At 59.3% G+C, this 26,327-nt stretch carries 10 protein-coding genes and 1 tRNA gene; 7 read left to right on the top strand and 4 right to left on the bottom strand.

Going from position 1 to position 26,327, the window contains the following annotated elements:
• Positions 1 to 52: 52 nt before the first annotated feature.
• The 3 genes from OZX64_RS08675 to tgt form a co-directional block, all read right to left on the bottom strand.
• A tRNA-Leu gene (locus OZX64_RS08675) sits at positions 53 to 135 on the bottom strand.
• A gap of 260 nt (positions 136 to 395) precedes the next feature.
• Complete coding sequence (locus OZX64_RS08670; RefSeq protein ID WP_277172808.1) at positions 396 to 1,520, bottom strand: nitroreductase family protein; 1,125 nt, start codon at positions 1,518 to 1,520, stop codon at positions 396 to 398.
• Between the two features lie 530 nt (positions 1,521 to 2,050).
• Positions 2,051 to 3,352 carry a tRNA guanosine(34) transglycosylase Tgt gene (gene tgt, locus OZX64_RS08665; protein WP_277175036.1) on the bottom strand — a complete coding sequence of 434 codons (1,302 nt, stop codon included), beginning with the start codon at positions 3,350 to 3,352 and terminating at the stop codon, positions 2,051 to 2,053.
• Positions 3,353 to 3,957: 605 nt separating this feature from the next.
• Here tgt and OZX64_RS08660 point away from each other — a divergent pair.
• Together OZX64_RS08660 and OZX64_RS08655 are read left to right on the top strand one after the other, a co-directional pair.
• A complete protein-coding gene (locus OZX64_RS08660) occupies positions 3,958 to 5,958 on the top strand; it encodes a trypsin-like peptidase domain-containing protein (protein WP_277172805.1) in 2,001 nt (666 codons plus the stop codon).
• Between the two features lie 331 nt (positions 5,959 to 6,289).
• Positions 6,290 to 12,376, top strand: a complete 6,087-nt coding sequence (locus tag OZX64_RS08655; RefSeq protein WP_277172802.1) for an FctA domain-containing protein — start codon at positions 6,290 to 6,292, stop codon at positions 12,374 to 12,376.
• Here OZX64_RS08655 and OZX64_RS08650 read toward each other — a convergent pair.
• Positions 12,373 to 15,138 carry a hypothetical protein gene (locus tag OZX64_RS08650; RefSeq protein WP_277172797.1) on the bottom strand — a complete coding sequence of 922 codons (2,766 nt, stop codon included), beginning with the start codon at positions 15,136 to 15,138 and terminating at the stop codon, positions 12,373 to 12,375. The two genes, OZX64_RS08655 and OZX64_RS08650, sit on opposite strands and share 4 nt — an antisense overlap.
• A 593-nt stretch (positions 15,139 to 15,731) precedes the next feature.
• On the opposite strand from OZX64_RS08650, the gene OZX64_RS08645 reads away from it, so the two are divergent.
• The 5 genes from OZX64_RS08645 (at position 15,732) to OZX64_RS08625 (ending at position 26,299) form a co-directional block, all read left to right on the top strand.
• Complete coding sequence (locus OZX64_RS08645) at positions 15,732 to 17,687, top strand: hypothetical protein (RefSeq protein ID WP_277172793.1); 1,956 nt, start codon at positions 15,732 to 15,734, stop codon at positions 17,685 to 17,687.
• Positions 17,688 to 17,713: 26 nt separating this feature from the next.
• Positions 17,714 to 19,102 carry a class C sortase gene (locus tag OZX64_RS08640; RefSeq protein ID WP_277172790.1) on the top strand — a complete coding sequence of 463 codons (1,389 nt, stop codon included), beginning with the start codon at positions 17,714 to 17,716 and terminating at the stop codon, positions 19,100 to 19,102.
• A 209-nt stretch (positions 19,103 to 19,311) separates the two neighbouring features.
• Entirely contained in the window at positions 19,312 to 22,455 is a 3,144-nt protein-coding gene (locus OZX64_RS08635) for an HAD-IC family P-type ATPase (protein ID WP_277172786.1), read from the top strand.
• A gap of 358 nt (positions 22,456 to 22,813) precedes the next feature.
• Positions 22,814 to 24,115, top strand: a complete 1,302-nt coding sequence (locus tag OZX64_RS08630; RefSeq protein ID WP_277172782.1) for an adenylosuccinate synthase — start codon at positions 22,814 to 22,816, stop codon at positions 24,113 to 24,115.
• A gap of 342 nt (positions 24,116 to 24,457) precedes the next feature.
• Positions 24,458 to 26,299 (top strand): ClC family H(+)/Cl(-) exchange transporter, encoded by a 1,842-nt coding sequence (locus tag OZX64_RS08625; protein ID WP_277172779.1) that lies wholly within the window; start codon positions 24,458 to 24,460, stop codon positions 26,297 to 26,299.
• Positions 26,300 to 26,327: the final 28 nt, after the last annotated feature.

The following is a 26,327-nucleotide window of genomic DNA, read 5'->3' as shown; positions in this document are numbered from 1 at the left end:
AAACTCTCGGAAACATTGATAATCTAACGTTTCCGAGAGTTTTATAATCTCGTGCGAGTAGGGGGAGTTGAACCCCCACGAGCATACGCTCACTGCCACCTGAAGACAGCGCGTCTACCATTCCGCCATACTCGCAGACAAATAATAAGGTTACTGCGCAGTGCCGACGAACGCAAGAGGCGGTTGCGGCGCGTGTTGTGTGTGCAAGACTGACCAACTCAGGTTCGTCTTAGCGTGATTGCGTTGGAAAGCAGAAAAGCTGTGCCGAAATCTTGCTTTTGAACGCTGCAGGGTGATGACTCGCGTTGAAAAGCAGAAAAAGAGGCCGCTGATTCTGCTTTTGAGCGCAGAGGAGTGAGGGGCTGCGTTAGAAAGCAGCTCTGGACGAGTCAGTTTCAGGCCCATACGAAATTGCTGGTGCCGGCGCCGATTTCGAAGTGGCGTTTGGCGCAGCCCAGGCCGACGTGGGCGAAGAGACCGGGGGTGACGCAGGCGCTGACGCGAGGCTTGGGGCTTGCGCTGGATGCCATCGAATTGACTGTTGTAACGGAAGGAGAATCGTTCGCGGTACTTTGGCCAGATGAGCCTTCGACTTGTGTGGCTGGGTCTGTTGCGTTCAGACTCTTGTCATTTGTCATTTCAGCGGCGCGCGCGTCTTCAAGCGTGAAATGGAAGGGCTGCTGGCTCAGTGAGGTCGGCGCGAGTGAGGCCGCGGCGACACCGCGCTGGAACCAATCGGGCGCGTCGGCCAGAGTCGGTGCCTCGCCGTTCTTGCCAAGGCTAGTGGGCAACGAGCAGAACGAATCGAGCGGTTTGCTGTGATGTTTGGCGCCTGGCCGCGCCCCGTGGCCGAACGCGAGGATCCACACCATGCGCTCGCCGGGTTCCAGCTTCCACCAGCCGTCTGTGGCGTCATCGAGCACGGCCCATGAGCAATCGAGCCCAAGCCCAACCAACGTGAGCGCAAGCTGCTCTCCGTAATAACCCACCTTTTCCTCGGTTTCGGCTTCTTCTGGAGGAACGGGGTCGATGGGTTGTTCGGCAGAGTCCGTTGTATGGCGGTTGTTCGCCGTCGGTCCGGGCGTTTGGGAAATAAAGTGAGCGTCGGGCGTCGGGTCATTTGAGCGCGAATTGGCGGAGGCTGCTGACTGATCCGCGCGCGAAGTTGAATTCAGACTGGAAGAAGTTGCGGCATTGCTGGTATTGGGCCGGGCCTGCTTCTTCGCTGGATGTAGATCGTAAGGAACACCAATTTTCGCAACTAGAGCGATGGCGTTGTGCACACCGCTAAACCGCCCGTAATGGGTCTTGTAACCGCAGAAAGCGTCGTCGAGCCCGGCGGCCATCTGGAAATGTAGGCCGGACTTGGCGTTGCAGCGCTCGATTTCCGAGGCGATTTCACTAAGCAGGGCCTTGCTGACAGGCTCGTCGGTATACATACGTACGGAATGGCGCTCCGTCATCGCCTCGTTCAGATCCATTTTGCCCCTCTGCCTGTCATCGGTGAACATTTCCATCATACCGATTGACTTGGTATGGTGCGGCTTAGCGAGTTCGGTGCGTCGTAGAAAGTGACGAATGACACATTTTGCGGTAATCCGGAGCTGTTGTAGCAGGCAGGGAATGGAACTTTGCCGTTCAAACTGTTCGGATGGATGCGGCTGGTGCTGGAAAACTGCACGTAAGTGGATCTTAGAGTCCGTTTTCCAGCAGCAAGCAGCAAGCAGCAAGCAAGTTGCTACGCAGACTTATGCGTCTAAACGGACTAGCAATGATGTCGGCAGTCCGTTTAGCAGCGTTGACAATGAGGACGACAGCGTACTGCTGGTAAACGGATTATTAGCAGTTGCTAGAGTCCGTTTACCAGCAGTAGAGGGATAATTTTGACAATAGTGCTGGTAAACGGTAGATAAGGGAGTTTTACAGTCCGTTTCCCAGCAGGTATGTGTCAGCCGGGCAGATTGGTGCTGGTAAACGGACTTTTGGCGGCCGTTAGAGTCCGTTTACCAGCACTGAATGGGTGAAAATCGCAAGAGTCGAATTCGGCGTCTCACCCCTTGGAGCCGTGGGCGTAGTAGCGGGCGAGGGTCTCGTCGCGGAAGGCCTCGAAGTAGCCGCCGTCGATGGAGGCGCGGATGTCATCGAGCAGCTTGATGAAGAAGCGCTCGTTGTGGATGGTGGCCAGCGTCGCGCCGTTGATTTCGTGGGCGCGCAGCAGATGATCGACGTAGGCGCGCGAGTAGTGCGTGCACGTATAGCAGTCGCAGCCCTCCTCGAGCGGCCCGAAGTCGCGCTTGTTGGCGGCGCGCTTGATGTTGTATCGGCCGTCGCGCGTGTAGATCGCGCCGTTGCGGGCGCAGCGGGCGGGGGCTACGCAGTCGAAGGTGTCGCCGCCGTTCTCCACGCACGCGAAGATATCATCCACCGCGGCGATGCCCAAAACGTGCCGGGGCCGTGACTCCGGCATTTCGTCGCAGATCCACGCGCAGGTGTTGCCGATGACGCGCTTCTCGATCGCACCGCCGATGCCCACGCCGTCGAAGTCGAGCGAGGCGATCTCGGAAGCGGCCTTGCGTCGCAGATCTTCGTAGTTCGCACCCTGCACGACGCCGTAAAGCGCCTGGTAGGGTTTGCCGACCCGCGCCTCGGTGAGCCGTTGATGTTCGGCAACGCAACGACGAGCCCACCGGAACGTTCGCTCGACAGAATGCTCCTGATAGCCACGCGTGTTCATCAGCGTCGTGAGCTCGTCGAAGGCGAACATGATGTCTGCGCCGATTTTGTGCTGGATACCCATGGAGATCTCGGCGCTGAACCGGTGCTCCGAACCGTTAAGCGGCGATTTGAACGTCACGCCGTCCTCGTCTACGAAGGCCTTGCGCTCGCGGCCCTTGGCGATTACGTCGTCGGACTTCATTCCGGTGACGTCCATTGCCAGCGTCTTCTTGAACCCGGCGCCTAGCGAAAGCACTTGGAACCCGCCGGAATCGGTGAAGGTCGGCCCGTCCCAGTTCTCGAAGCGCGCGAGCCCGCCGGCTTCGTCGATGATGCTCTCGCCGGGTCGTTCAAACAAGTGGAACGCGTTGGAAAGCAGGCATTGCGCGCCGAGCGATTTCATGGTCTCCGGCAGCACGCCCTTCATCGCCGCCTGCGTGGCGACGGGCACGAAGGCCGGGGTCTTGATATCGCCGTGCGGGGTATGGATGACGCCGGTTCGTCCGTAACGCGCACCTCCGCGCCCCAGACCGTCTGCCGAATCCGAGAGGCGGGTCTTTTGCTCGAAGTAGAACTTGCTGCGCTCGCCGGGTTTGCCGGGTGCCGCTCCCAAAGGTCGTTCCAACAATCCCGAAATGCTCGGCACCAGTTGCGAGACCGAGCTGCCGGAATGGGCCTGCGCATATGACGTTGCCACTGATGCGACATCCTTGTGTCCCGGAATATGGGTTTGCGTACGACCCAGCGGTTGGCCGGAAGCCTGATTGATAGCACGCTCTTTCGCGGCTTTTCGGCTCTGAGGAGCGGTGTTCGCGCCGCTGTCGTCATTGGTCATGTTCGTTATTGCCGTGCCTTTGCTGTCAAGCTGATGTTCTGGACTGTGCATTGAGGTGCTCATATTCGTTTCCGCCATCGTAATTCCGTATTGCTCGCTTTGCTGTGCTATTGCGCCCGTGCCGGTCGTGCTGTCCGACGAAAGCTGGTTATACGTTCACTCTAGGCGGAGCCATACCACAAATTCGTTCAGCGACGATTAGGTTCATGGGGACCTATAAAATTAGCCAAGAACTGGGATTTGGCGAGGACATCAGCAGATTGGTATGAGGTTTGAAACTTTCTTTCAATGAACGTTCAGGAAACGTTCAGACCGCTTGTCTTTACTCATTACTAGTGGTTCACGAGTGGTGGTACGCCAGAATTTGCTTAACGCCGCGGCCATCCGGGAAAATATAAGGAGCAGCAATGGCTGAAGACAACAAAGATGAGTGGGGCAGTGGTCAGCCTGCACACCCGGACAATGATGCGAACGCCTCGTCAGGCTTTACTGCCGATAGCGGTTATGCCGGCTACGGTGAACATGCTGAAGGCGGCAATATCAATTACCCTGGTCCGCAAGCGGATAACACAGCTGATTCCGAGCCCGGCACTACGCAGCCTGCCGTGACGCAGAATACGCAAGACATCAATACCGTTCCGACAGAGGTGTTCACCACGGGATACCGGCCAGATGCTCCGACTTCAACGAGCACTTCTTCGGACAATCCTTATCAGACCCCTGCTCCCGACGACTCCGGCAGCAGCTCAAGCCCGTACCGTCCGGCTCCCGAATATGGCGCGTATGGCCCGCTGCCCGATCACATCGGCAACGGCTATGGCAACAACTACGGCAACAACAATGCCCCGTTCGGTTCCGGCAATGCTTCACAGCCGAACGCCCCAGGCAACAACGGTCCTGCCGGCATGCCGTGGAACGGTATCTTCGGCGGCTTCGGTCGCAACCCGAATGCCGGTCAGAACGGCAACGAGAGCGGCGAGAGCAACAACGGTTACGGCAATTCCTACAATTCCTACAACGCTGGACCCGCTCAGCCGGAAGGGCCGAACGGCGGCAATCTTGGTGGTCCGAATACGCCTAACGGTGGTTATGGCTATGGCAACAACGGCAATGGCTATGGATACGCTCAGCCGAAGTCGCACAGTAACGTCGTCACGGCCATCGTCGCCGCGGTCGTTACGGCGGCGCTGTGCTTGGGTATCGGTTTCCTCGGCATTTCCAAAGGATGGGTAACCGTTCCGACTTCCAGCTCGATATCCGGCATCACTTCCAACAAATCCGGTTCCGGCACCGCCAACGTCAAGGGCGGGCAGGCTCCCGACTGGGCCGGCGTCTCATCGAAGGTGTCCAATTCCGTGGTTTCGATCACCACGCAGGTCAGCCAGGGCATCGCCAAGGGCTCCGGCGCGATTCTCGATACCAAGGGCCACATCGTCACCAACAACCATGTGGTGAGCGGTGGCCAGAACATCCAGGTCACGCTTTCCAACGGTCAGATGTATAAGGCGAGCGTCGTGGGCGCAGACAGCACCACCGATCTCGCGGTGCTGCAGTTGCAGAATGCGCCAAGCGACCTCAAGCCGGTCGAGTTCGCGGATTCCAGCAAACTCGCGGTCGGTGAAAGCGTCATGGCCGTCGGCAACCCTCTGGGCTACGACGACACCGCCACCACCGGCATCGTTTCGGCGCTCAACCGCCCGGTTTCGGTGATGGATGACAACAATTCCGAAATCGTGACCAACGCCGTGCAGATCGATGCGGCCATCAACCCCGGCAACTCGGGCGGCCCCACCTTCGACGCAGGTGGCCAGGTCATCGGCATCAACTCCTCGATCGCCTCCGCTTCCTCGTCTTCCGGCCAGTCCGGATCCATCGGCATCGGCTTTGCGATTCCGTCGAACCTCGTCAAGCGCGTCGCCGATGAAATCGTGGAGAAGGGTTCCGTCCAGCACGCGATGCTCGGCGTGACCATCAAGTCCGCCAATGTCGAATCTGACGGCATCACCCGCGGCGGCGCTCAGATCACCACGCCTTCCACCGGCGGCTCGGCGGTTGTCAAGGGCAGCCCGGCGGACAAGGCCGGACTCAAGGCCGATGACACCATCGTCGCTTTCAACGGCCAGGCGGTCGGCTCGAGCTCCGCATTGCTCGGTTACGTCCGCGCCTCGGCGCTCGGTGACAAGGTGAAGCTCACCCTCGTCCGCGGTGGCAAGACCATGGACGTCGAAGTCACCCTCGACCAGAAGGAAAGCGACGTCAAGGGCAGCAACCGTTCCGAAACCCAGAAGCAGAACGGCAGCAACGGCCAGAATGGACAAGGCCAGAACGGCCAGAGTCAGAATGGCGATGGTTCCGGCAATAGCGACGGAGACGGCGGCGGCCTCTTTGATCCGTTCGGTCTCTGGTAAAGCGAGGTCGTTGATCGCCATTGCATTTGTGGCTTATTGGCCCATGCTCGAATGGCGAAGATTGTGATCAGCCCCGGTTTATCCCTCTGTTTCGAGGGAATAAGCCGGGGCTGATCGCTATCTCATCCATATAGAGAAACAATGGGAGAACGTACGGCAAACATATTATGTATAACAATTTTGTCTTATTTTCGATATAGCATGCAGGCGAATGTGCAAAGGTCTGAAGCCTTTTGAAAAAGTAGGAGTTTGGAAGGCTGAATTTATCGTGTCATATCGTAAATTCGTACATATTGTAGTCAGTGCGGTCAGTGGCATCGTTGCGTTAGGGATGTTCGCTCCTTCCGCTGTTTCGGCGACGAACGTGCCCAATGGTGACGTTTCGGGATCGTCGGTGTCGACGTCCGCATCGCCTTCATCTCATACGAAGAGCCGAATCACCATAGGCTCGAAGGACGCACAGCAGTCGGGTCAGAGTTCCGCTTCCGCCGCACAGGTGCCCAATATCCTGCCAACGAGCGGCTCGCAGATTCCGCAGTCGGATGCGCAGCTCGGCGGTATCTCGAAGGGTTCAAATGCCGCTAGCCCCGTTAAGGCCGATAATGGAGCCAAGCCAGCCAACAGCAACTCTCAAGCGAGCACGCCGGCTACTGCGCTTTCTGCCAGAGAGGACGGCAACATCACCTATCACGATGCCGCCACCAAGAACGACGACGTCAAGGTCAGCAAGCTTCAGCTCGCCAGTATGCAAACGGGCGAGGTGCCATTCGACAGCAACGACGATCAAGGCAATGACTCCAGCGCCAGCAACAACATCGTCCGTTCCTTCGATAAAGTCACCTACGATTACAGCTATACGCTGACCCCGGCGTCACCAACCGACTATTACCGTGATGCCCGGATACGCTTCGATGTCCACGTTCCGGTGAATAAGACCAAGGCGGTCATCGACACCGCCTCCATGACTTGGATTGATCAGGACCCTCAGTATCCCAGCACGGAAACGGATAATCCGGACGGGACGCAGGATTATGTTTTCTGGCGCCACGTCTCGAACAACACCCCCGGAGGTTATGTCGCTCCCGGCACCGCATCGGTCATTATCATTCTGAAGATCAATGCCATGAACAATGGTGAAAAGATCAAGCCGACCGTGAACGCGCGCTCCGAATACACGGGCGACACCGCAGGCCAGACCGACATACCGCAGGAGCTGACCATCAGCGCCAAGACAAGCCTCGACATCCGCATTGGCGCGAACGCTGGAAACGGCTATGTCACCCAAGCGTCGCCGGTCAGAACGTTCGATTTCGACAAGCCTGGCGCGGAGCATCAACCCAACTACGGCCTTGGCAAGCAGCGTGGCTACATCACCGGTTTGCCGTGGGCCGTCGATTTGCGTTGGCCCGACTCGGACCTCAACCGCGGCAAGGGCATGAAGGGGCTGGAGGCTCCTCAGGGGGACCTGAAATTCACCGTGAACACCGTTGATAATTGGTGCAAAGATACCAGTACCGATCAGCAGTGTACCGACGGACCTGGTCGGGCTACTAACGACGAGAGCGTGCAGACCAAGTTCTGGGGGCTGGCTCCGGCCACGACTCCGATCATGAGCCACGCGGACGCGGTGAAACAGAAGGCGACGCCCTCGACGCCAGGACGAGAGCTCAACAACGACACGCAGGGCTACATGCCTCGGTTCGACAACTACACGCTCGCCGGTGGTTTCCGTACCCATAAGGACACCAAAGACCACAACGTGACCTACGACAACGGCGACTATACGGTTGAGCAGGGAAGCCGTGGCGCCGGCTGGGCCTCTTATAACTTTACTTTGAAAGATTACGCGATTGGTCCGTTCTGGGCGCGGCAGGGCAGCTCGATACAGGGCGATACCGGATGCGACGAGACGTTCATGGGCAACAATTGCACTACACAGAAGATCGGTGAGATTTCCACCGGCTATCTGTATCTTTTCCATCCGGTCACTATGAGTGACGAGCAAATCGGGCAGACATATGGAACAGGCATAACCGCATTGGACCAAGCCGACGAAGGCGGCCTGCAGTATACCGATGCCGAGGGGAATTCACAAGACTACAATCATGCCAATGGCATGCTGGATCGCAGCGACCAGGCTTCGGGCGATAACGACAATTGGCGGCCAAACAGGATCAGCTTGGTCGTTCCGGGTTCCATCGCGCCGTTCTTCGGCTATGCCTGCGCCACGGATCACGATTATGAGGAGGATGGCGTCGACTGCGGCGGGTGGATGGCCGCCGATGACCAACAGGACACGGACGTCGCCTCGCCGGGCGACCCGATTCGCCTCACGCCAGGGTACGTGTTTACGCAACAGTACTCAGGCCTGCCTGTGGGCCATATGATATTGCTGAAAATCGATCCCAAAGTCATCGACTTGGAGGATGAGAACCATCTCGACGCAGGTGGCTACAGCGGGAAGAACGGATTCTTCCACAGCTGGAACGACCCCAATCCGTTCTGGAACAAGGCTTCGCCGGTTAAGGCCAAATACGCGGTCAAGCCGAATGGGTCGGGATGGTCCAGCGACGCCGAACAAGACAAGGCCGGCATTGACGACCTGAAATATTACGACACGAAGGCCGAGGCGCAGTCGCATGGCACCATCGTAGGCATCCTGCTCGCCTCCAACCAAGCGGCTTTGAGCTCAAGCGAAGGCATCGAGACCAAATTCAGCATGGGCAACATCAAAGCCAAGGTTCGCGCTGATGCCCCCATGGGCAGAGTGGCGCAGCTGAGCGCGGTGGCCTACATGTATACGCGCGGGCAGATGAAGACGGCCAAGCAGCTGAGCTATTCGCTCGACGGCGATGACACGGACTGGCTCGACTGGAGCACGGCCCAGAACCCGATGGATTGGTATTTCAAGGACAATCTCAAAGGCAAGATCGACACGGCCACCTTCCAGAACAACTACAAGAAGCCTGCATATGATGAAAATGGCTATGTGGCGAATTCCGGCACCGGCACCCACGTGCGGCAATGGGGCGACGCGCTCTATGTGGCCGGCGAGAAGCCGGCGGTCGATATCAGCGTCGCGCAGAGGACGGGATCGGTGGCCAAGTCCGTGTACGACCTCGATAAGCGAGAGCGTAGCGTTGATTGGGCCATTGCCGCCAGAGTACACAGCATGAGCGGCAATGGCAAGACGGATGTCAGCGTCACCGCCACCTTGCCCAAGGGTCTGCACTATGTGGAGAACTCGTCCAAACTCGATGGCGACTACCAACAGCATGTGCCTGACCCAGGTACGGTGATCGGCGGAACCTTACTTAAACCGACCATCACCAATAATCCTGACGGCACCACCACCCTTGTCTGGCAGATTCCAGACGTAGCACGCGATGATCGAAACCGCGCCATCCACTTCAGCACCACGATCGGCGACGAAATCGACCCGGGTAAGGACGTGAAAGACGGAGCCGACTTCCAAGTGAAGGCCAGCGTAATGTCCACGAACTACCATGTTGCGCCTAATGCTTCCAAGGGAACGTTGGACTCGGCGGGCATGAGGGTCTCCAAGCTCAGAGCCGCGAGTCTGGCCACGCAGGCCAAGCAGCTCATCAACGAGACTTCCGAGCCTGTCGGCTACATATCGACGTTCGGCAATTACGCGCAGGCGGATGAAAGCAACCCCTATGCGGTGGAGATCATGCCGTATAACGACCACAAACTGGGTACCAGTAGCGACACGCTCTCCACGTACCATGGCACCTATGGCATCAAGAACATGAAGATCAAACCACAAGGCGGTGCCTCGCTGAATGGTTTGGTGGTGCGGTATTCCACGGACACGCATTGGCGGAGCAAGGACGTGAATCCGGCGACCATCACACGCGTCCAGGTGGACGATTGGCCCACGGCCGATCTCGTCGCTGATGGCCATGGCGACTATACCGTCTCCATCGCCGCCGAGAGCCGGGCTGCCATGCCTGCCAACGGCATCACGGCGATGGCCTTCGAGCTGCCGATGTTGCCTCCCAGCGGCAGCGTTCAGATCGATACCACCTTGGCTCCTAACGGCAATAAGGCAGGAGACAAGTACGAGCAGCAGTGGGCGGACGGCTCCAACAACGTCATCGCGTTGCTACAGACCTATGATCGCACCGTCAGCGGATTCCTGTGGTATGACTACAACCACAACGGCATCATGGACTCGACTGAGCCCATCCTGTCTAATATTGGCATAAGCCTGGTCAACGACGCCGGTGCCACCGTGAATGATGTTTATGGTCATCCGCTGAAAGCCAAGACCCAAAATGATGGTAGCTATCTGTTCGATGGCGTTCCGGCGGGCTCGGGATACCGTGTGAAACTTGACGTGCCTGACGGCTGGGGGCTCACCAAAGCCAATCAAGGTAGCGATAGGACCGTCAACAGCAAGGCTGACAAAGATGCCATGAGGGGCTCCGGCATATCTTTGAACGAGTTCCCCACGTCCAAGGAAATGTCCAGCCCGCTGTATGAGGACACGTACGAGAACGCGGGATTCGTCGGTCCGTTAGAGGCCAACAAGGCCAGCTTCGACATCACCAAGAAGCTCGAGGGACGAGACTGGACGAGCGGCGAGAAGTACAAGTTCAACATCACGCCCGTCGGCGACGCGCCGGCGACCGGTTCGGGACAGGCGTTGCCCTCCAGCGTCACCGTAGGCGGTACCGGCAGCGACATTGGCAAGACCACCGTCAATATCGACGCCGACAAGTTGAGGCTCCCTTCGCCGGGACCTTTCACTTACGTCTATACGATTACCGAGGACACCACGGACCTTCCTGCGGGCGTCTCGCAGGCGTCGGGCATACCCACCGAGTACAAGTTGACGATTACGGTCAAAGACAATTTCGTCACTTATAAGAAGGACGTCACCGCGACGCTGACTGACGCCAGCGGAGCTGCCGTTACTGCAGCGGCCTTTACCAATACCTATAAGCCGTCTGCGGTGCCGGTGGTGCTGAAAGCAAGCAAGGAGCTCAAGATTGGCGCGCACCAGAGTCATGCTCCTCTTGCGGGCAACGAGTTCAACTTCACCATGACGCCGGTCAGCCAGCCTGATGGTTCTACCACTATCACGGCCCAGCATGCCAGCAACGACGCCGATGGCAATATCACGTTCCCCGGTGTCTCGTTCGACAAGGCCGGCGACTACGTCTTCGACGTTACCGAGGACGCCACCAGTGAAACCGGCATCTCCAGGGATCAGACGGTGTGGCAGGCTAAATGGACGATTACAGACAACCAGCACGGCAATCTGGTCATCGCCTCGCATTCGGTCAATAAGAAGGGCGAAGCGCCTGCCGACGGCATCGGCATCACGTTCAACAACACGTATAAGCCGAATCCTACGACGGCCCATGTCGGCGGTAATAAGGTCATCCGCAACACCGATAGCGGGACCGCGCCACGTCAACCAAAGGATGGCGAATTCACGTTCACCATCGCCGACGCCGGTGGCAAGTACAGTGCTGATAGCTCGGACGTGAGCAGCCCAATGCCGAGCAAGACCAGCGTTACCAACGGTAGTGATGGCAGTTTCAAGTTCCCTGACGTGACGTACAGCGCGCCTGGCGTCTATAAGTACACGGTCAAGGAACAAGCTGGACATGATTCGACAATCAGCCAATATGACGATAGCCAGTACACGGCCACCGTGACGGTGACCGACGAGAGCGGCAAGCTGAAGGCCTCGGTCTCGTATGCGTTGGCTGGCGAGGGTGAAAGCGCCACTTCGGCGACGTTCACGAACGTCTACACGCCGACGGAGGCCGATGCCGTTCTCAGTGCCGACAAGCATCTGAAAGGTCGGGACTTGCAGAACCGTGAGTTCCAAGCCACGCTTGAAGAGGACGGCCATGAATCCCATGCGCCGGCCAACGGTTCGCAGACCGCTGACTTTATGGTCGGCTCTCAGACCAGTGAATTGCCGCATGCCGAGCCGTCGCTCGCTGGGACCAGGTCGTTTGTCGACGCTACCTCGGGTACGGGGCATGCGACATTCAAGACACTGCGGTTCACCCACACTGGTGATTACCACTACACCATCCGTGAGGCGAGCGGCTCACGCCCTCGCGTCACCTATGACACCAGCGTTCAGCATGCCGTGGTGAGCGTTCGTGAGGATGCCGATAGCCATAAGCTCGTCGCCAGCGTCACGTACACCGACGCCAAGGGGCACTCGGAGAGCGTGCCGACGTTCACCAACGCCTACACGCCTGTTCCGCCAAAACCAGCGGGGATGATGCCGGATGGGCAGGCGCTTGCCGGCAAGAAGCTGGCGAAGACCGGAGCCGATGCGTTCGTGGTTGCTTCTCTCGCCCTGTTGGCGCTCGCCTTGGGACTGCTGACCAGTGGTCTTGAGCGTTCGCGTCAATCGCGCTAATCGTGTCGATTTTTGCGCTGCGCGGCTGCGAATGCGGTTGCGGCACAGGTTCGGCGCTTATACGCATAACGTGCAATCGCCGTTGCCACGCTTGCGCACAGTGCCGCCAGCCAGACCCACACCGACGCGCTTCCGGCTTTGGGCAGAGGCGAGGTCGGGGGAGGCAGCGGCAGGTCGTAGTCCTGGTCGGCGCCCTCATTGTGCTGATCGTCCACGACGGAAACGGTGTACTGTCCTTTGGCGTTTGGTGAGGCGGACGATTCCGGGACGGTGATCTGCCAATGGCCGTCGTGGTCGGTGGTTGTTGTGGAGCGTTGCCCGTCGGGCCAGCTGATGGTGACAGTGTCACCGGTTTCAGGCCGGTCGGTGTCATCCTCGGTCCCGCCGATGATGGCAAGATTGTCGGCGCTGTCGACCTGTAATGTCGGCGCAACCATGTCCAGTATCTCTTTGCGCTGGGCTGCTTTCGAAAGTGCGCCTCGCGCGTTGCGCAGCGCGGCGGATAGGACGGCGTGGTTCGTGCCCTTCGGCATCGCAGGCGGCAGAAGGCGCAGAGCGGGTATGGCGACCGACCAGGTTTTTTGGCCGGGTTTGACGGTGACATCGGTGCAGACGGCTGCGCTGCCGGAGAGCGGATGATAATCGGCGTCGGCGGGTTGTACGCAGAGGCTCAACGTGGTGGCTGCCTCGCCGATTGGCCAGACGGCGGTGCCGGAGACCTTGACCGCTGCCCCTGTAGCCAGTTTGCCCCCGGCCGAGGCCAGGGTGTGCGGAATGCTGACGGAGCTGATGACAGGAGTCTTGGCTGGCGCAGGTGTGAAAGTCACCGTATAGATATTCGAATAGCCGGACAGGTCGAGCGGATTGACGGAGTTGCCCGGGGCCGATGTTGCGGCGGTGGCTTCCTGGGCCGATGCCGGTGTTCTTTGGGCCGATGACGCGGTTTTGGAGCCTGAACCCGGCGGCGGGTATTGCCAGGCGCGGTAGGAGCGGATTCGGGCATAGGGGTCGGATTCGTCGACGCTGTCCGGCAGCTTCCAGCGCCCGTCCGCGCCCACGGTGGCCGTGCCGACGTACGATTCCACCCGTTTGGCGGTCGTGCTGGCCACTTCGCCACTGGCTGGGTCCGGTGTGGAGACGAACAGATCGACGTCCATCCCCGGCGTTCCGGTACCGCCGACGTTCTGCGTGGAGGCGTAGAGCAGGCCGCTGGGCCCGACTTTTGGCGCGTCGATGGTGGGAGGTGTGGGCTTGGCAAGCGCGAAACCGTCGAAGACGGAGGCGTTCGACCATCCGAGGTCGATAATTCGTTTTGCTTCGGCTGCGCTCATACCTGCGGTGACGCCCTTGCCGCCGTTGCTGGTGCCGCTTGCTGTGGAGGTGAGCGGGTTGAAGATGTCTTGATCCTGCGCGGTGATGTATCGGTCGTCGCTGCCGGCGGAACTGCGTGTGATCGGCCAGACCACCAGTTTGAAGTAGCCGCTGGGCCTGCCGCCTGTTTTTTGTTCGGCCATCGCGCGGGCGAAATCGATGGAGCCGTCCGGCCGTTGCGCGTCGCCTGAGGCCAGCATGGCGGTGTTGGTGCCGGAAGCTGGGAGGTTGAGTGCGGAATAGTTGTTCCATTTGTTGAAATTGGCCGTGTTGCCGGGCTTTTGCGTGCCGATCTGCGCGGTCGGGGTCAGTGCGTCCGCCGGTACCCATTGGCCGGTTTCGCTTAAGGCCAGCCATTGGAAATAGAACGAGCTCACCACGGAGTAGGGGTGCGGGTTGGCCAGCCCGTCGCCGTCGGAGGTGCCGTTGTCGCGCGAGACGAGGTCGTAGTCGTTGAAGTAGGTGAAGAACGAGTGCGCCGGCGCGATGCCTGGGCCGGCGCCAACCTGCGAAAAGCCGTGCGCTACGTTGAGCCCCCAGCCGGTGCCGGCCTCGCTGTTGAACATCTGCGGGGTGGAGTCGTAGCCGATGCCCAGGATCGGCCCGTTGCCGGTGCAGGTGATTTTGCCGTTCACCGGTGCCGGGCTGGTGCAGCGGTCGGTCGCGTAGGTGTGCAACGGCAGCGCCTTGCCGGTGGTGGGGTCTGTGGCCATGTTGGTGGCAATCGACGGCATGCTCTCCATCTGCTGCACCGAGAGCGCGCCTACGTTGCCGAGCACGGCGTAGACATACAGCGGCACCTGCGTGCCGCCTATGATATTAGGGTCGGGGCTGTTGGGATAGTCGAAATCGCCGCGTATCGAAATCGCGAGATAGTCGTAATCGCCGACCGTCTGGCTCGCTTGGATCACGAAGTCATCGGCCTCGTTGTCCGTCCAGTATTTGATCTTGCCGGCGTCGCTTTGCGCTCCGAGGTAGGTGGCTGTGCGCGTGTTGGTGGTCGTGCCGTCGTAGGAGTAGACGATGGTCAGTCCGGGGTTGCTTCTCTGCGGGTTAACGTCACCGTGCGCCACTCGCAGCACGAAGTCCATGCGCAGCTCGTCCATGGACGCGTCGATGCGTGAGTTGTAATTGAGCATCCGGTAGAGGCGGGGTTTGTGGTCGACGCCGGTCGCCTGTGTGCCGGCGGTGGCGGTTTTCTGGATGGGTGCGTGAGAAGGCTGTGGCTGGGTGATTGGTGTCGTCGCATCGATATCGTCCATCGCGCTTTGCGCGGTGGCGTAAGGCTGGATGGCGATTAGGGTCGAGAGCAGCGTAAGGATTGCCAACGACAGGGCAAGAAGGCCGTGGGCGTATGCGCTCCAGCGTGATTTTTCGCCGAATGCACGCACTTTCTGCCTCCTTACGTTGTGTTGCCGCGATTGGTATCTGGTGACGTACAGAGGGTACACCGTTGCGCTAGGCTTCAGGCGAAATGAATGGTTCAATGTCTGCGACGGGTTTGCGCGGCCGTGAATTGTGTGATAGTCGCCAAATGGGGTCTGAGACGATTTGATGCGATAAGTCCTGCCATGTCGCTGTTGTTTTGTCGTTTTCGGCGACGCCGGTATCGGGCAAGGGGAACGCAGCTGGCAAAGCGCGGCCATCGCTCATGATTATTTAGACTATTCATGAATAAATGACTAAAAACTTAGGCCAATCAGTAGTATTCGTGAGTTATTTCATATCTGCTGTGGGCGAGTGCTCCGTCACGCACCATGATGGTTCCGCTATATTCGCATAGGCAAAGTTTGTTAGGGCGTCGGTTTTTCCGTCGCCATTGTCACCACAGCAGGCATGATTCGCGATGTAAGGCGCTGTATGCCGGGTTTGAGGTTCGCACTTGTACCCGTTTTGTCCTCCATCACACCGTTTGACGGCTGTCGATGACAATGATTGTAAAACGAGGGGAAGTGCTCCATTGAGCAGATTATTGCAAAATCGATTGAAAGGAAAGCGTTTCGTAGCGCTGTTGCTGGCGTTGGCGACGCTGCTGGCTCTGGCGGGTCCCGTCGCCCGCGCCGAGGCCGCAGATGGTGTCGATCCCACGTCGAAGCTGCCGACTTACGGGGACCAGGACGATTTCGTCGCCGGTGCCATCGATCCGAACAAGGTGCCGACGCTGACGGTGACTTCGTATCTTTCCAGCGACGAGGGCTTCGCCTCCACCGGCTCCGCCAACGATCAGCATGAGGCCGCCGAGGGTCGCCAGGCCAATTCCGGAGCCGATTTCGAACTCAGCGAAGTGCAGCCTGCCGAAGGATTGCGGTGGTCGCAGGTCTCGGTCAACGACTCGAACACATTCGTGAAGATGGGTGAGGGGCATGTCTATTACGGCTCGACCGGTGCCGACGGATCCATCAACTCGAACCAGTGGTTCGTGGATGCTGATCACAAGACGTTAAGCACCGGTTTCCCCAAGGGCGAGCACCACTATCTGCTCCATCAGACCGGCAGCCGCTACAGCAGCCGCGCGTTCGTCGAGGATTCCATTTTCGGCCTGCCGTACCGTACCACGCAGACCGACACGAACGGCACGACTAGCGTCGGCTATATCTATAACCTCCACCTGTTCCCCAAGAACCAAACCACAAACCAGCTTTCCAAGGTCATGACCCACACCACCGGTTCCGCCATCGCGCAGGTCGGCGATAAGCAGGATTACGAGATCACCCAAGTGATTGCCAACGACAGCAATCCGCAGGCCAGCAAGGACAGCAGCCTCCTACAGCTTTCGAATATCGATGACACGAACATTGCCACCGACGGAACTGGGGTGCAGCTGCGCATCATTGACCGCTTGCCCGCTTCATTGAAGACCATCGCCGATCCTACGGTGAGCGTGACGTTCACCGCCGACAACGGCCGGCAGGTTACTCATGACGTGCCGGCGGGAGTGTACTCATACTCGACGGGCCATACCGCTCCCAAGCGTATCAATTCGACGTACAAAGGCCAGTCGATGACCACCCAGGATGGTCGCGAGGTCGGCACTGACGGCGCGGGCACCACCTACCTGACCTTCGACTTCTTCAAGGACGTCGCCACGTTCAAGAGCCTGATTACAGGAGTCCAGAAGGACCATCGTATCCTGCTGCGCATCGATCTGAAGACCCAAGTGACCGCGAACGGCGACTCCATCAGCGTCGACGCCGGGCATATGGGCAACATCGCCTTCGCAGACCACAACTACACTCCGAAGCCACTGCCTGGTGCTTCGCATAGCCCGACCGCCGGCTTCCAGTTCGTCAAAACCGACACCGACGGCAACGGCCTGCCGGGGGCAGTCTTCCGGCTTTCGGATCCGGACAGCGACGCGCGCTTCCTGGCCAGCGATGGCAAGTTCTACGCCGACAGCGACAAGCGGCCGGAAGGTGTCGATTTCATCGAGGCGGCTTCCAACAATGCCGGTATCGTCAGCTTCGTCGATCTGCCGGTGATGGAGAAAACCGATCCTTCCGATCCGACGACCTGGAAGGGCGTGGGTCTCAAGGTCAACATCGAGGAATACAAGGCACCCGTGGGGTACGCGCGTGCGCGCGAGGTCTTCAAACAGCTCGACTTCAGCGCGATTGCGGGCAAGAGCGAGGAAGACATCGTCACTTCAAACCCGGAAGGTATCTTCCCTGCCGGTTACGACCCGTCCAACACTAAGTCGAGTTCTTTGTTCGGCGCGTACGAGAGCGCACCCAAAGATGCCAAGGACGTCTTCGGCAAACTCATCACTGTCGGCATGAAGAACTGGAAGGCCACCGATATCTTCGGCCGACCTTTGGGACTGCCGCTTACCGGTGGCATGGGCATTGTGCTCTTCTTGGTGCTGGGCGCGATGGTGATGGCGCTCGCCGCATGGCGTCGTCATCGTGCGGTTCTGAAAGCGGAACAGACGACCGCGCGGTGAAACCGGCGAAGTCGATGAGGAGGGTCGTGGCAAGCCGTACCGTCCGATCGGGCGGTTCTTCGACCGAGGCAGCGGACGCGGCCGGCAAGGCGGAAACATCCGGGGCGGAGGCAATCGAGACGACCGATTCGGTGGATGCTGCCGGCCATGCGGAGGCAGCCAAGGCAGCTGAGGCGACTGGCTCTGACGTGTTGGCCAAACCGGTTGAACCCGATCAGACGAGCGCGGTTGTTGGAACCGTTGAATCGGATGGAACCATCGAACCGGATGGAACCGTCAGCCGCACGGGCTCGGTTGCTTCTGTCGCGCCCGGTTTGTCTGCCCGTCACGCGAAGGCGCGCAAGCCCCGCAGCCTCATCGATATAGTCATTTTCTTGGTCGGGCTGGCGATTTTCCTCTATCCGCTGGTCGCGGATTATGTGAACTATCGCCAGCCGCAGGCCGCCATCGACGCCTACGATGCCATCGTCTCCAAGCTTTCGCCGTCTGCCCAGCGGCGGATGTGGAACGATGCCAAGTCGTATAATGCCGAAATCGGGCGTCTGCCGGTGCGCGACCCGTTCCGCAACGCCAACATCAAAGCGCCTTTCGACCGCTATTACCAAACGCTCAATGTGGATGGCAAAGGCATGATGGGATATGTCGACATCCCCAAGATTCATGTGAAGCTGCCTATCGAGCACGGCACTTCGGACGAGGCGCTGGCGCGGGCCACCGGTCATCTCGCCACGACCCCGCTGCCGACCGACGACACCGGCATCCAGCCCGTCGTCACCGGCCACACCGGTCTCGTCGGCCATATTCTTTTCGACAACCTCACGCAATTGAAGCGTGGGAACGTTTTTCAGATTCGTGTGCTGAACCATCGGCTGAGTTACCGGGTCGACCGGATTTCCGTGGTGTTGCCCGACGACGTGAGCCGGTTGCAGCCGATTGACGGCGGCAACTACGTCACGCTGCTCACCTGCACGCCCTACGGCGTCAACGACCATCGCCTGCTCGTTCGCGGCCATTTTGTGGGGGAGGGAGTGCCCGCGACCCAGCCGAGCGGTGCGCCCTTGTGGACGATGTGGCTGTTTCTGGTGCTGGTCATGCTGGCTGCGGTGGGCATGGCGCTCACCCGTCGCCGCCGTGCGCGGCTGAGCCGTATCCTTGCCGATGCCCTTGACCGGTTCGAGGCGCAAGACCAGGAATTCCGTGATGCAAGCCGTCTCGGTCGCCGCCACCGTTCGGCCGGCCGTCTGCGGGCGAAAATCGCCTTGCTCACCACGTTGCTCTGGTTGCTGGCTTTCGTCGCTTTGGCTTGTGCGTGGGCCGCATTCGGGATGATGATGCGCACCGGTTTTCTGCCCGTCTTCGACCTCGGCTACGCGTGGTTCGATGCCCACGTCGCTTATTTCTTCGGCATCATATAGCGGCTGCTGCTCCTTGCAGGATCCGTGGCGACCCACGCGAGTTTTTGGGACGGGTTGTCGACGTGATACCGCTATACTTGATTTCATAATCTTTACGCCGTGTATCGGTGGCTTCGCGTCGCCGGTGGGTTAACAAGGCGTGACCAACTTGCTTTGGCCGCGTAACTTGTGTGACTCGTGGCTTTAGCAGCACACGCGCAAGGAGAATCATGCGGATTATTCGCAAGGCTGCTGGTATCTGCCGACAGGTACCGATGCTTCCCATCACTATTGTTGCTGCGGTTTTTGTGGCATTGTTCTGGAATTATCGTCCATGGCTGGGCGGCTTCGGTGCACTGAAAATCGGCAATTTTGTGGCGGCTCCGCCAGCTGTCGGAGCGTGGCACGTCGGTCCGTTCGCGTTCAACCCTTCCGTCGGCCAGCTTATCGTGGTGCTGCTCGTTGCCTATTCCGTTTTCGATTCCATCTGCGGCATGATCGCTTCCTTGAAGGCCGGCCATGTGGGCATCGACGTGCTCGCGATCCTTGCGCTGCTTTCCACACTTGGCGTGCAGGAGTATTGGGCGGCTTGGGCCGTGGTATTGATGATTTGGTCGGGCGAAGCCATCGAAGAATTCGCGCAGACCAAGGCCGAAAGCAACCTGAGCGCCCTGGTCGCCGCCGCCCCGCAGATGGCGCATATCTCGGATTTGCCCGGGGTCGGTGCGGCCGGGAAAGTGGATGGCGGTCACTCTGCCGATACAACCGGACCGCAGAACGACGGGAATCATGCGGATATCGAAAGTATAGATAATACAAATAACGTTGGGACTATTGGTGACGCTAAGCGTGCCGATAGTCTGGAAACGGTCGGCAATACTGGGGGTGCGGGCGTTCCTGAGAATCCGGATAAAACGGTCAAACGCTATTCTCCGGCGAGCAAAGTCGGCGCCACTTGTGCCGAAACCATGAAACGGGAGGAGTTTGCCGAAAACGACCATCTTGCCGCGCTGTTTGCCAGCAGCGACAAGCGTTTGGCCGACGGTTTCCGGGCAACGTTGGCTGCCGCGTTGCCGAAAGGGAATGCGCGCGAACGGGAAAACAACCTGTGCGTGATTGATGCCGATGATTGCAACTGCGAGCTTTCTTCCGTGGCGAAGGACAATGCCGCAAGCTCCCGGAACGGTTCGCAAGATTCCCGAGGGAAGCGCACCCAGCCGGCAGGCTCGCTGGCACGGCATACATTTATCGGCGGATCGCTGGCCCGAACCTCGCAGGCTGTGAAAACCATGGAATCACAGGCCGCGCAAGACGCTCATTTCCACACCGTGCCGGTCGGCCAGGTGGCGCTCGGCGATGTGCTGGTGGTCTTGCCCGGCGAGACGATTCCGGTGGACGGCAAGCTTTTGAGCGGCACGGCGACGCTCGACTTGAGCGCCATCAATGGCGAACCGTTGCCACGCACCGTGTTTGCGGGCGCTCGCGTGATGAGCGGAGCCATCAACGGCTCGACGATGATCGTGATGCGTGCCACGCAGCTGGCGCAGGATTCGCAGTATCAGCAGACCATGCAGCTGGTCGATTCCGCGCGTGCCTCGCGTGCGCCCGTGGTGAAGACCGCCGATGTGCTCGCGGTGCCGTTCACCATTATTTCGCTGGTGATCGGCGTTGCCGCGTGGATCGCTTCCGGCACCCCGGAACGGTTTGCGCAGGTGCTCGTTCTGGCCACGCCCTGCCCGCTGCTCATCGCCGCACCTGTAGCGTATATGGCTGGAACGGGAAGGCTCGCGAAGGCCGGAATCCTGACGAAAACGCAGGAGGTTCTGGAAAATCTCGGCAAGGTCTCGCATATTTTCTTCGATAAAACTGGCACGCTTACGGTCACCAGGCCGCAGGTTGTGCGGGTTGACGTGCCGGACGAGGCGCGTGGGCGGCTGCCTGGGCTTTTGGGCTTAAGAGCCGATTCCGTGGCTGGCCTCAACGACGAAAACAATGACGCTGCCATGGGCAGTGTTGGCAACAACGGCGGAAACGCTGATGGCGGTGAGGATGATTCTGCCGATGCCGGTGAGTCCGTTGCCGTGCACAACGATGAGAGCGGTCCCACTAACGCCGGTGAGGTTGTTGCTGTAGGTACCGATAGCGCTGGCCGGTCTGAATCTTCCGATGCGTCACGTCTTGAAGACGTCATCGTCGAGCTTGCCGCGGTGGTGGAGACCTATTCGGTGCATATCCTCGCGCAGGGCATCGTCGCTGCCGGGGCCGCGGCGTCGAAGAAGTTGCACAACGGTCGCACTGCTTTCCCGGTGGTCAAGGACGTGCACGAAGATGCTGGCAGCGGTGTGCGGGGCATGGTCGAGGGCCACATGGTGCGCGTCGGCCGGCTGAGTTTCGCAGCGGGCGCAAACGCTGGCGGCGGTGGTGCGCTTGCTGGGGTGGCAATGCCGAATCATGCCGATGACAACGTAAGCGTCGCCGCGAAATCCGGCGTTGCCGAAATTGCCGGTACCTCTGCTTCGGCGCAGATAGGCGGCTCTGCTGTATGTTCGCAGGATAATCAAGACAACCGAAATAATAGGGAAAAGTCTGCAGGCGTTCGGGCTGATAACGATTACTTGGAAAATTCTGCCTCATCAAGCGATGATGCGGATGCCGCCTCACGTGAGAGCGATGCTTTCTCGACTTCGCGGTTTAGCCCTCGTGCGGCCGACGAAATGGTGGCGTACGTTTCGGTTGATGGGCTTCTGGCCGCACGTATCGTGCTGCGCGACGTGCCGCGCGATAATGCTCGCGAATCGTTGCGGCGTCTGCGCTCCTTGGGTGTGGGTGCGGTGACCATGCTGACCGGCGACTCCCGCAGCTCAGCCGACGTAATTGCTTCGGAAGTTGGCATTGACGATGTTCGCGCCGATCTGCTGCCGCAGGATAAGGTAGCGGCAGTCAAGGCTGTTTCACATGAAACGTTGTCGCACTCCTCGAAAATCGAGACGCTTCTCGATCGGCTTTCCGGCCAACCGAAGCCGCGCCCGATTTCGGTGATGGTCGGCGACGGCGTCAACGATGCCCCGGTGCTGGCCGCGGCCGATATCGGCATCGCGATGACGGACGGCACCTCCACTGCCGCCTCGCAAACCGCCCAGGTGGTCATCATGAATGACGATATCGCCGACGTGCCGCGCGCCGTCGCCATCGCTCGCCAGACCAAGCGCACCATGCTGCAGGCCGTGGTCACTGGCCTCGGGCTGGCGCTGGTCTGCATGGTCGCCGCCGCGTTCAACCTCATTCCGGTAGTGGTTGGGGCGTTCATGCAGGAGGCCATCGACGTCGTCTCGATCCTTTGGGCCCTGACTGCCCTGCGCGAACGGGATGTATAAAAGAACACCTGCTTTTGCGTGTTGATATGTTCGTGTGCTTGAACTGAAGGCGCTAAATATATGCCGTTAAAATGTGAAAGACCTGCAAAATCCGCATTTTATTGGCATCTTGGTGCACCAAGTTCCCATATTTTCGTGGTTTGGCTGCGGAATTGCCATAAAAACGGCATCTTGGTGCACCAAGAATAGGTGTTTTCGTAACTTTGGTGGGGAAATTACCGTAAAAACGGCATCTTGGTGCACCAAGATGGCTCAATAACGCAGAATTCACAATTTGATTAGAGGGGACAGCGGCTGCTGGTATAGGCGTGACGGTAGGCTTGTAACGGCGAAATAACGCGAATCTCGGGAGGTTAGTATGCCTGGAATTGTTCTGATTGGTGCTCAATGGGGAGATGAAGGCAAAGGCAAGGCGACCGACCTTATCGGTACGAAGGTCGACTATGTCGCGCGCTTCAACGGTGGCAACAATGCGGGCCATACGGTGGTCGTCGGCGACGAGACCTATGCGCTGCACCTGCTGCCCAGTGGTGTGGTGAACCCGCACGTCACGCCGGTCATCGGCAACGGCGTCGTGGTTGATCCTGAAGTGCTCTTTGAGGAGATTGATGGACTTGAAGCCCGCGGCGTGGACTGCTCGAAACTGCGCGTCAGCGAATCCGCGCAGGTCATTGCGCCGTACCACCGCGTTATCGACAAGGTGACCGAACGCTTCCTCGGCAAGCACAAGATCGGTACCACCGGCCGCGGCATCGGCCCGGCCTACGCCGACAAGATTAACCGTGTGGGCATCCGCGTGCACGATCTCTTCGACGCCGACCGCTTGCACGACAAGGTCGAGGCCAGCCTGCACCAGAAGAACCAGATGCTCGTCAAGCTTTACAACCGCCGTCCGATTGATGTCGACGAGACCACCGACGAACTGCTGAAGCTCGGTGAGCGCTTGAAGCCTTACGCGACCAACACTTCGCTGCTCTTGAACAAGGCGATTGCCGATGGCAAGACCGTGCTCTTCGAGGGCGGCCAGGCCACGATGCTCGACGTTGACCATGGCACGTATCCGTTTGTCACTTCTTCCAACCCGACCGCCGGCGGCGCCTGCACCGGCACGGGCGTCGGCCCCACCAAGATCGACCGCGTCATCGGCGTGGCCAAGGCGTATGTCACCCGCGTGGGCGAGGGCCCGTTCCCGACCGAGCTGCTGGACGATTCCGGCGAATGGCTGCGCGCGCAGGGTCATGAGTTCGGCGTGACCACCGGCCGTCCGCGTCGTTGCGGCTGGTTCGATGCCGTCGTCACCCGTTACGCCACGCAGGTTAATGGCTTGACCGACATCGTGCTCACCAAGCTCGACGTGCTGACCGGCCTCAACGAGATTCCGATCTGCGTCGCCTACGATGTCGACAACGGTGACGGCACCTACACCCGCTACGATGACATGCCTATCGACCAGGAGGCGTTCGCCAACGCCAAGCCCGTCTACGAGACCATGCCCGGTTGGACCGAGGACATCTCGAAGGTCCACAAGTTCGAGGATTTGCCGGCTAATACCCAGGCTTATGTCAAGCGGCTTGAGGAGATTTCCAACTGCCGTATCTCCGCCATCGGCACCGGCCCGCAGCGCGACCACATCATCGAGGTGCGCTCGCTCGTCGACTGAGCACCAGAGCGTATTGCTGATACTGTATAAAAAGTGCACTTTAGGATTGCTAGGGTGCACTTTTTCTGCATTGGCGTCAAAATAGTGCATTTAAGGAACCGTAAGATGCACTTTTTCGACGGTTGGCGTGAGAATGGTACCGGGAACTGCAAAGTGCACTTTTTCGACGCTAGCGTTGGAATGGTGCACTTTAGGCATGCCAGCCTGCACTTTTCTTACGGTAACGTCAGATTAATGCATTTAAGAGTTGCTAACTAGCACTTTTTCGACGGCAGCGTCAGAAAAGTGCGCGAACGGTCAGTGGCTCTGTGAAGAACTGGTACGGGAAGGAATCGGCAACAGATGGCAACGGTGGGTATATCGCGGCGCAGCCAGTGGATTGTGGCGGCGCGTGCGGTGGCCTGCGGCCTGGTTGCTGGGGTGCTGGTCACCTGCTACCGCCAGGGTATCGAATGGGGTACGCAGTTCGCGCGCTGGATGTACCCGCAAATCCGCAGCAATCCGTGGCTTATCGCGCCCTGGGCTCTTGCAGCCGCGCTTGTCGGCCTATTCGTCGCCTGGCTGATACGGCTCGAGCCGATGGCGTCCGGCAGTGGCATCCCACAAGTCGAGGGCGTCGTGCGGCTTGGCTTGAAGATGCGGGCGGGCATAGTGCTCGTCGTCAGGTTCGCAGGTGGTCTGCTCTGCGGCATGTTCGGCCTGTCGCTCGGACGCGAAGGCCCGTCGATCCAGATCGGTGCCGCCTCCAGCCAGGGTATGACACAAATTGCGAGAAGGCTTCGCCGTCAAGGCGGAACCGTTACAGAATCGGCCGATGCGGCTGGTTTGAACCATGTGGATGCGGGCACGAACGCCAGAGCAAGCAACGCCTCGCACCTCGGTGTGAATACGGGTAAAGCCATATATGCAAATATGCAGGAATCCGGCACCGTCGTAGCGGGGGGAATGGCCAGTAACATCAATATTGCCGACGAAGCCGACAGTGCCGCCACTGTCGCCAATGGCATCGATGCCGCTACCAATGTCGCCAATGATGCCGTTGCTGTCACCGATACAAATACTGTCACCGATACAAATGTCGATGACGTCGCTGCTGTCACCGATACCAATACCGTCACCAATACAAATGCCGTTGCTGTCGATGCCGCCGATAATGTCAATACTGTCAATAACGCCGCTACCGTCACCGATACAAATGCCACCAGTGCCACCAGTGCCAACGGCCGCCTAGCCGATGGCGATTTTCCGCCGAAAGCTCACCGTCAGGCGGATGGCAGCGAAGGCGCGGGCGGGCCCAAAACTGCCGAAACGAATATTCTTATCACCGCAGGCGCCGCCGCCGGCCTTTCCTCCGCGTTCAACGCCCCGCTTTCCGGCATGATGTTCGCGCTTGAAGAGGTTCATCACAACTTTTCGCCGGTCATCCTGCTTTCAGCCGCCGCGGCCTCCCTTTCCGCCGATCTCGTCTCGAAATATTGGTTCGGCCTGAAGCCGGTGCTTGATTTCGCGCGTCTGACACAACTAAGCCTGCCGGAGTATTGGTGGATGATTCCGCTGGGCCTTGTCGCCGGTCTGATCGGCGTGTCGATGAACAAACTGCTGCTTGGTTTCCAGACGCTCTATAACAAATTGCCGTGGTGGATTCGTCCGATGATTTCGCTGGCTGTCGCGCTGCCGGTCGGTATTTTCCTGCCGCAGGTCTTGGGTGGCGGCGAAAGCCTTATCGGTTTCGCGGAACGTGCGACCGGTGGCGTCACATTCCTCGTGATTCTGTTGGTCGTCAAGATGCTGTTCACGTCCACGAGCTTCGGCAGCGGCGTGCCCGGCGGGATCTTCATGCCGATTCTCGCGGTCGGTACGCTCACCGGTTCCGTTTTCGGGGTCTCGCTTCATGCGATCGAAATCAACGGGAATCCGATCGTCGAAGCCAAAATCATTCCATTATTCGCCGTGTGCGCGATGGCCGGAGCGCTGACCGCTTCCGTCAAGGCGCCGATGACTTCGATCCTTCTGACCGTTGAAATGAGCGGCACTTTGATGCATATGCTTCCGGTCGCCGCCTGTAGTTTCATTGCCCTGCTGGTATCGGACCTGACCGGCACCAAGCCGATCTACGACGCCCTTCTCGACCGCTATATGGCCGGCCACTCGGGGCAACTTCCGGGAACCGTCGCAAGCCGGTAGCGTCATCGCTTTCCTCGTACAGCCCGTT

This window comes from Bifidobacterium sp. ESL0704 (assembly GCF_029392075.1).
Lineage (GTDB): Bacteria > Actinomycetota > Actinomycetes > Actinomycetales > Bifidobacteriaceae > Bifidobacterium.
The sequence above is the reverse complement of the archived record's forward strand: the minus strand, read 5'-3'. Positions and strand labels throughout refer to the sequence as shown.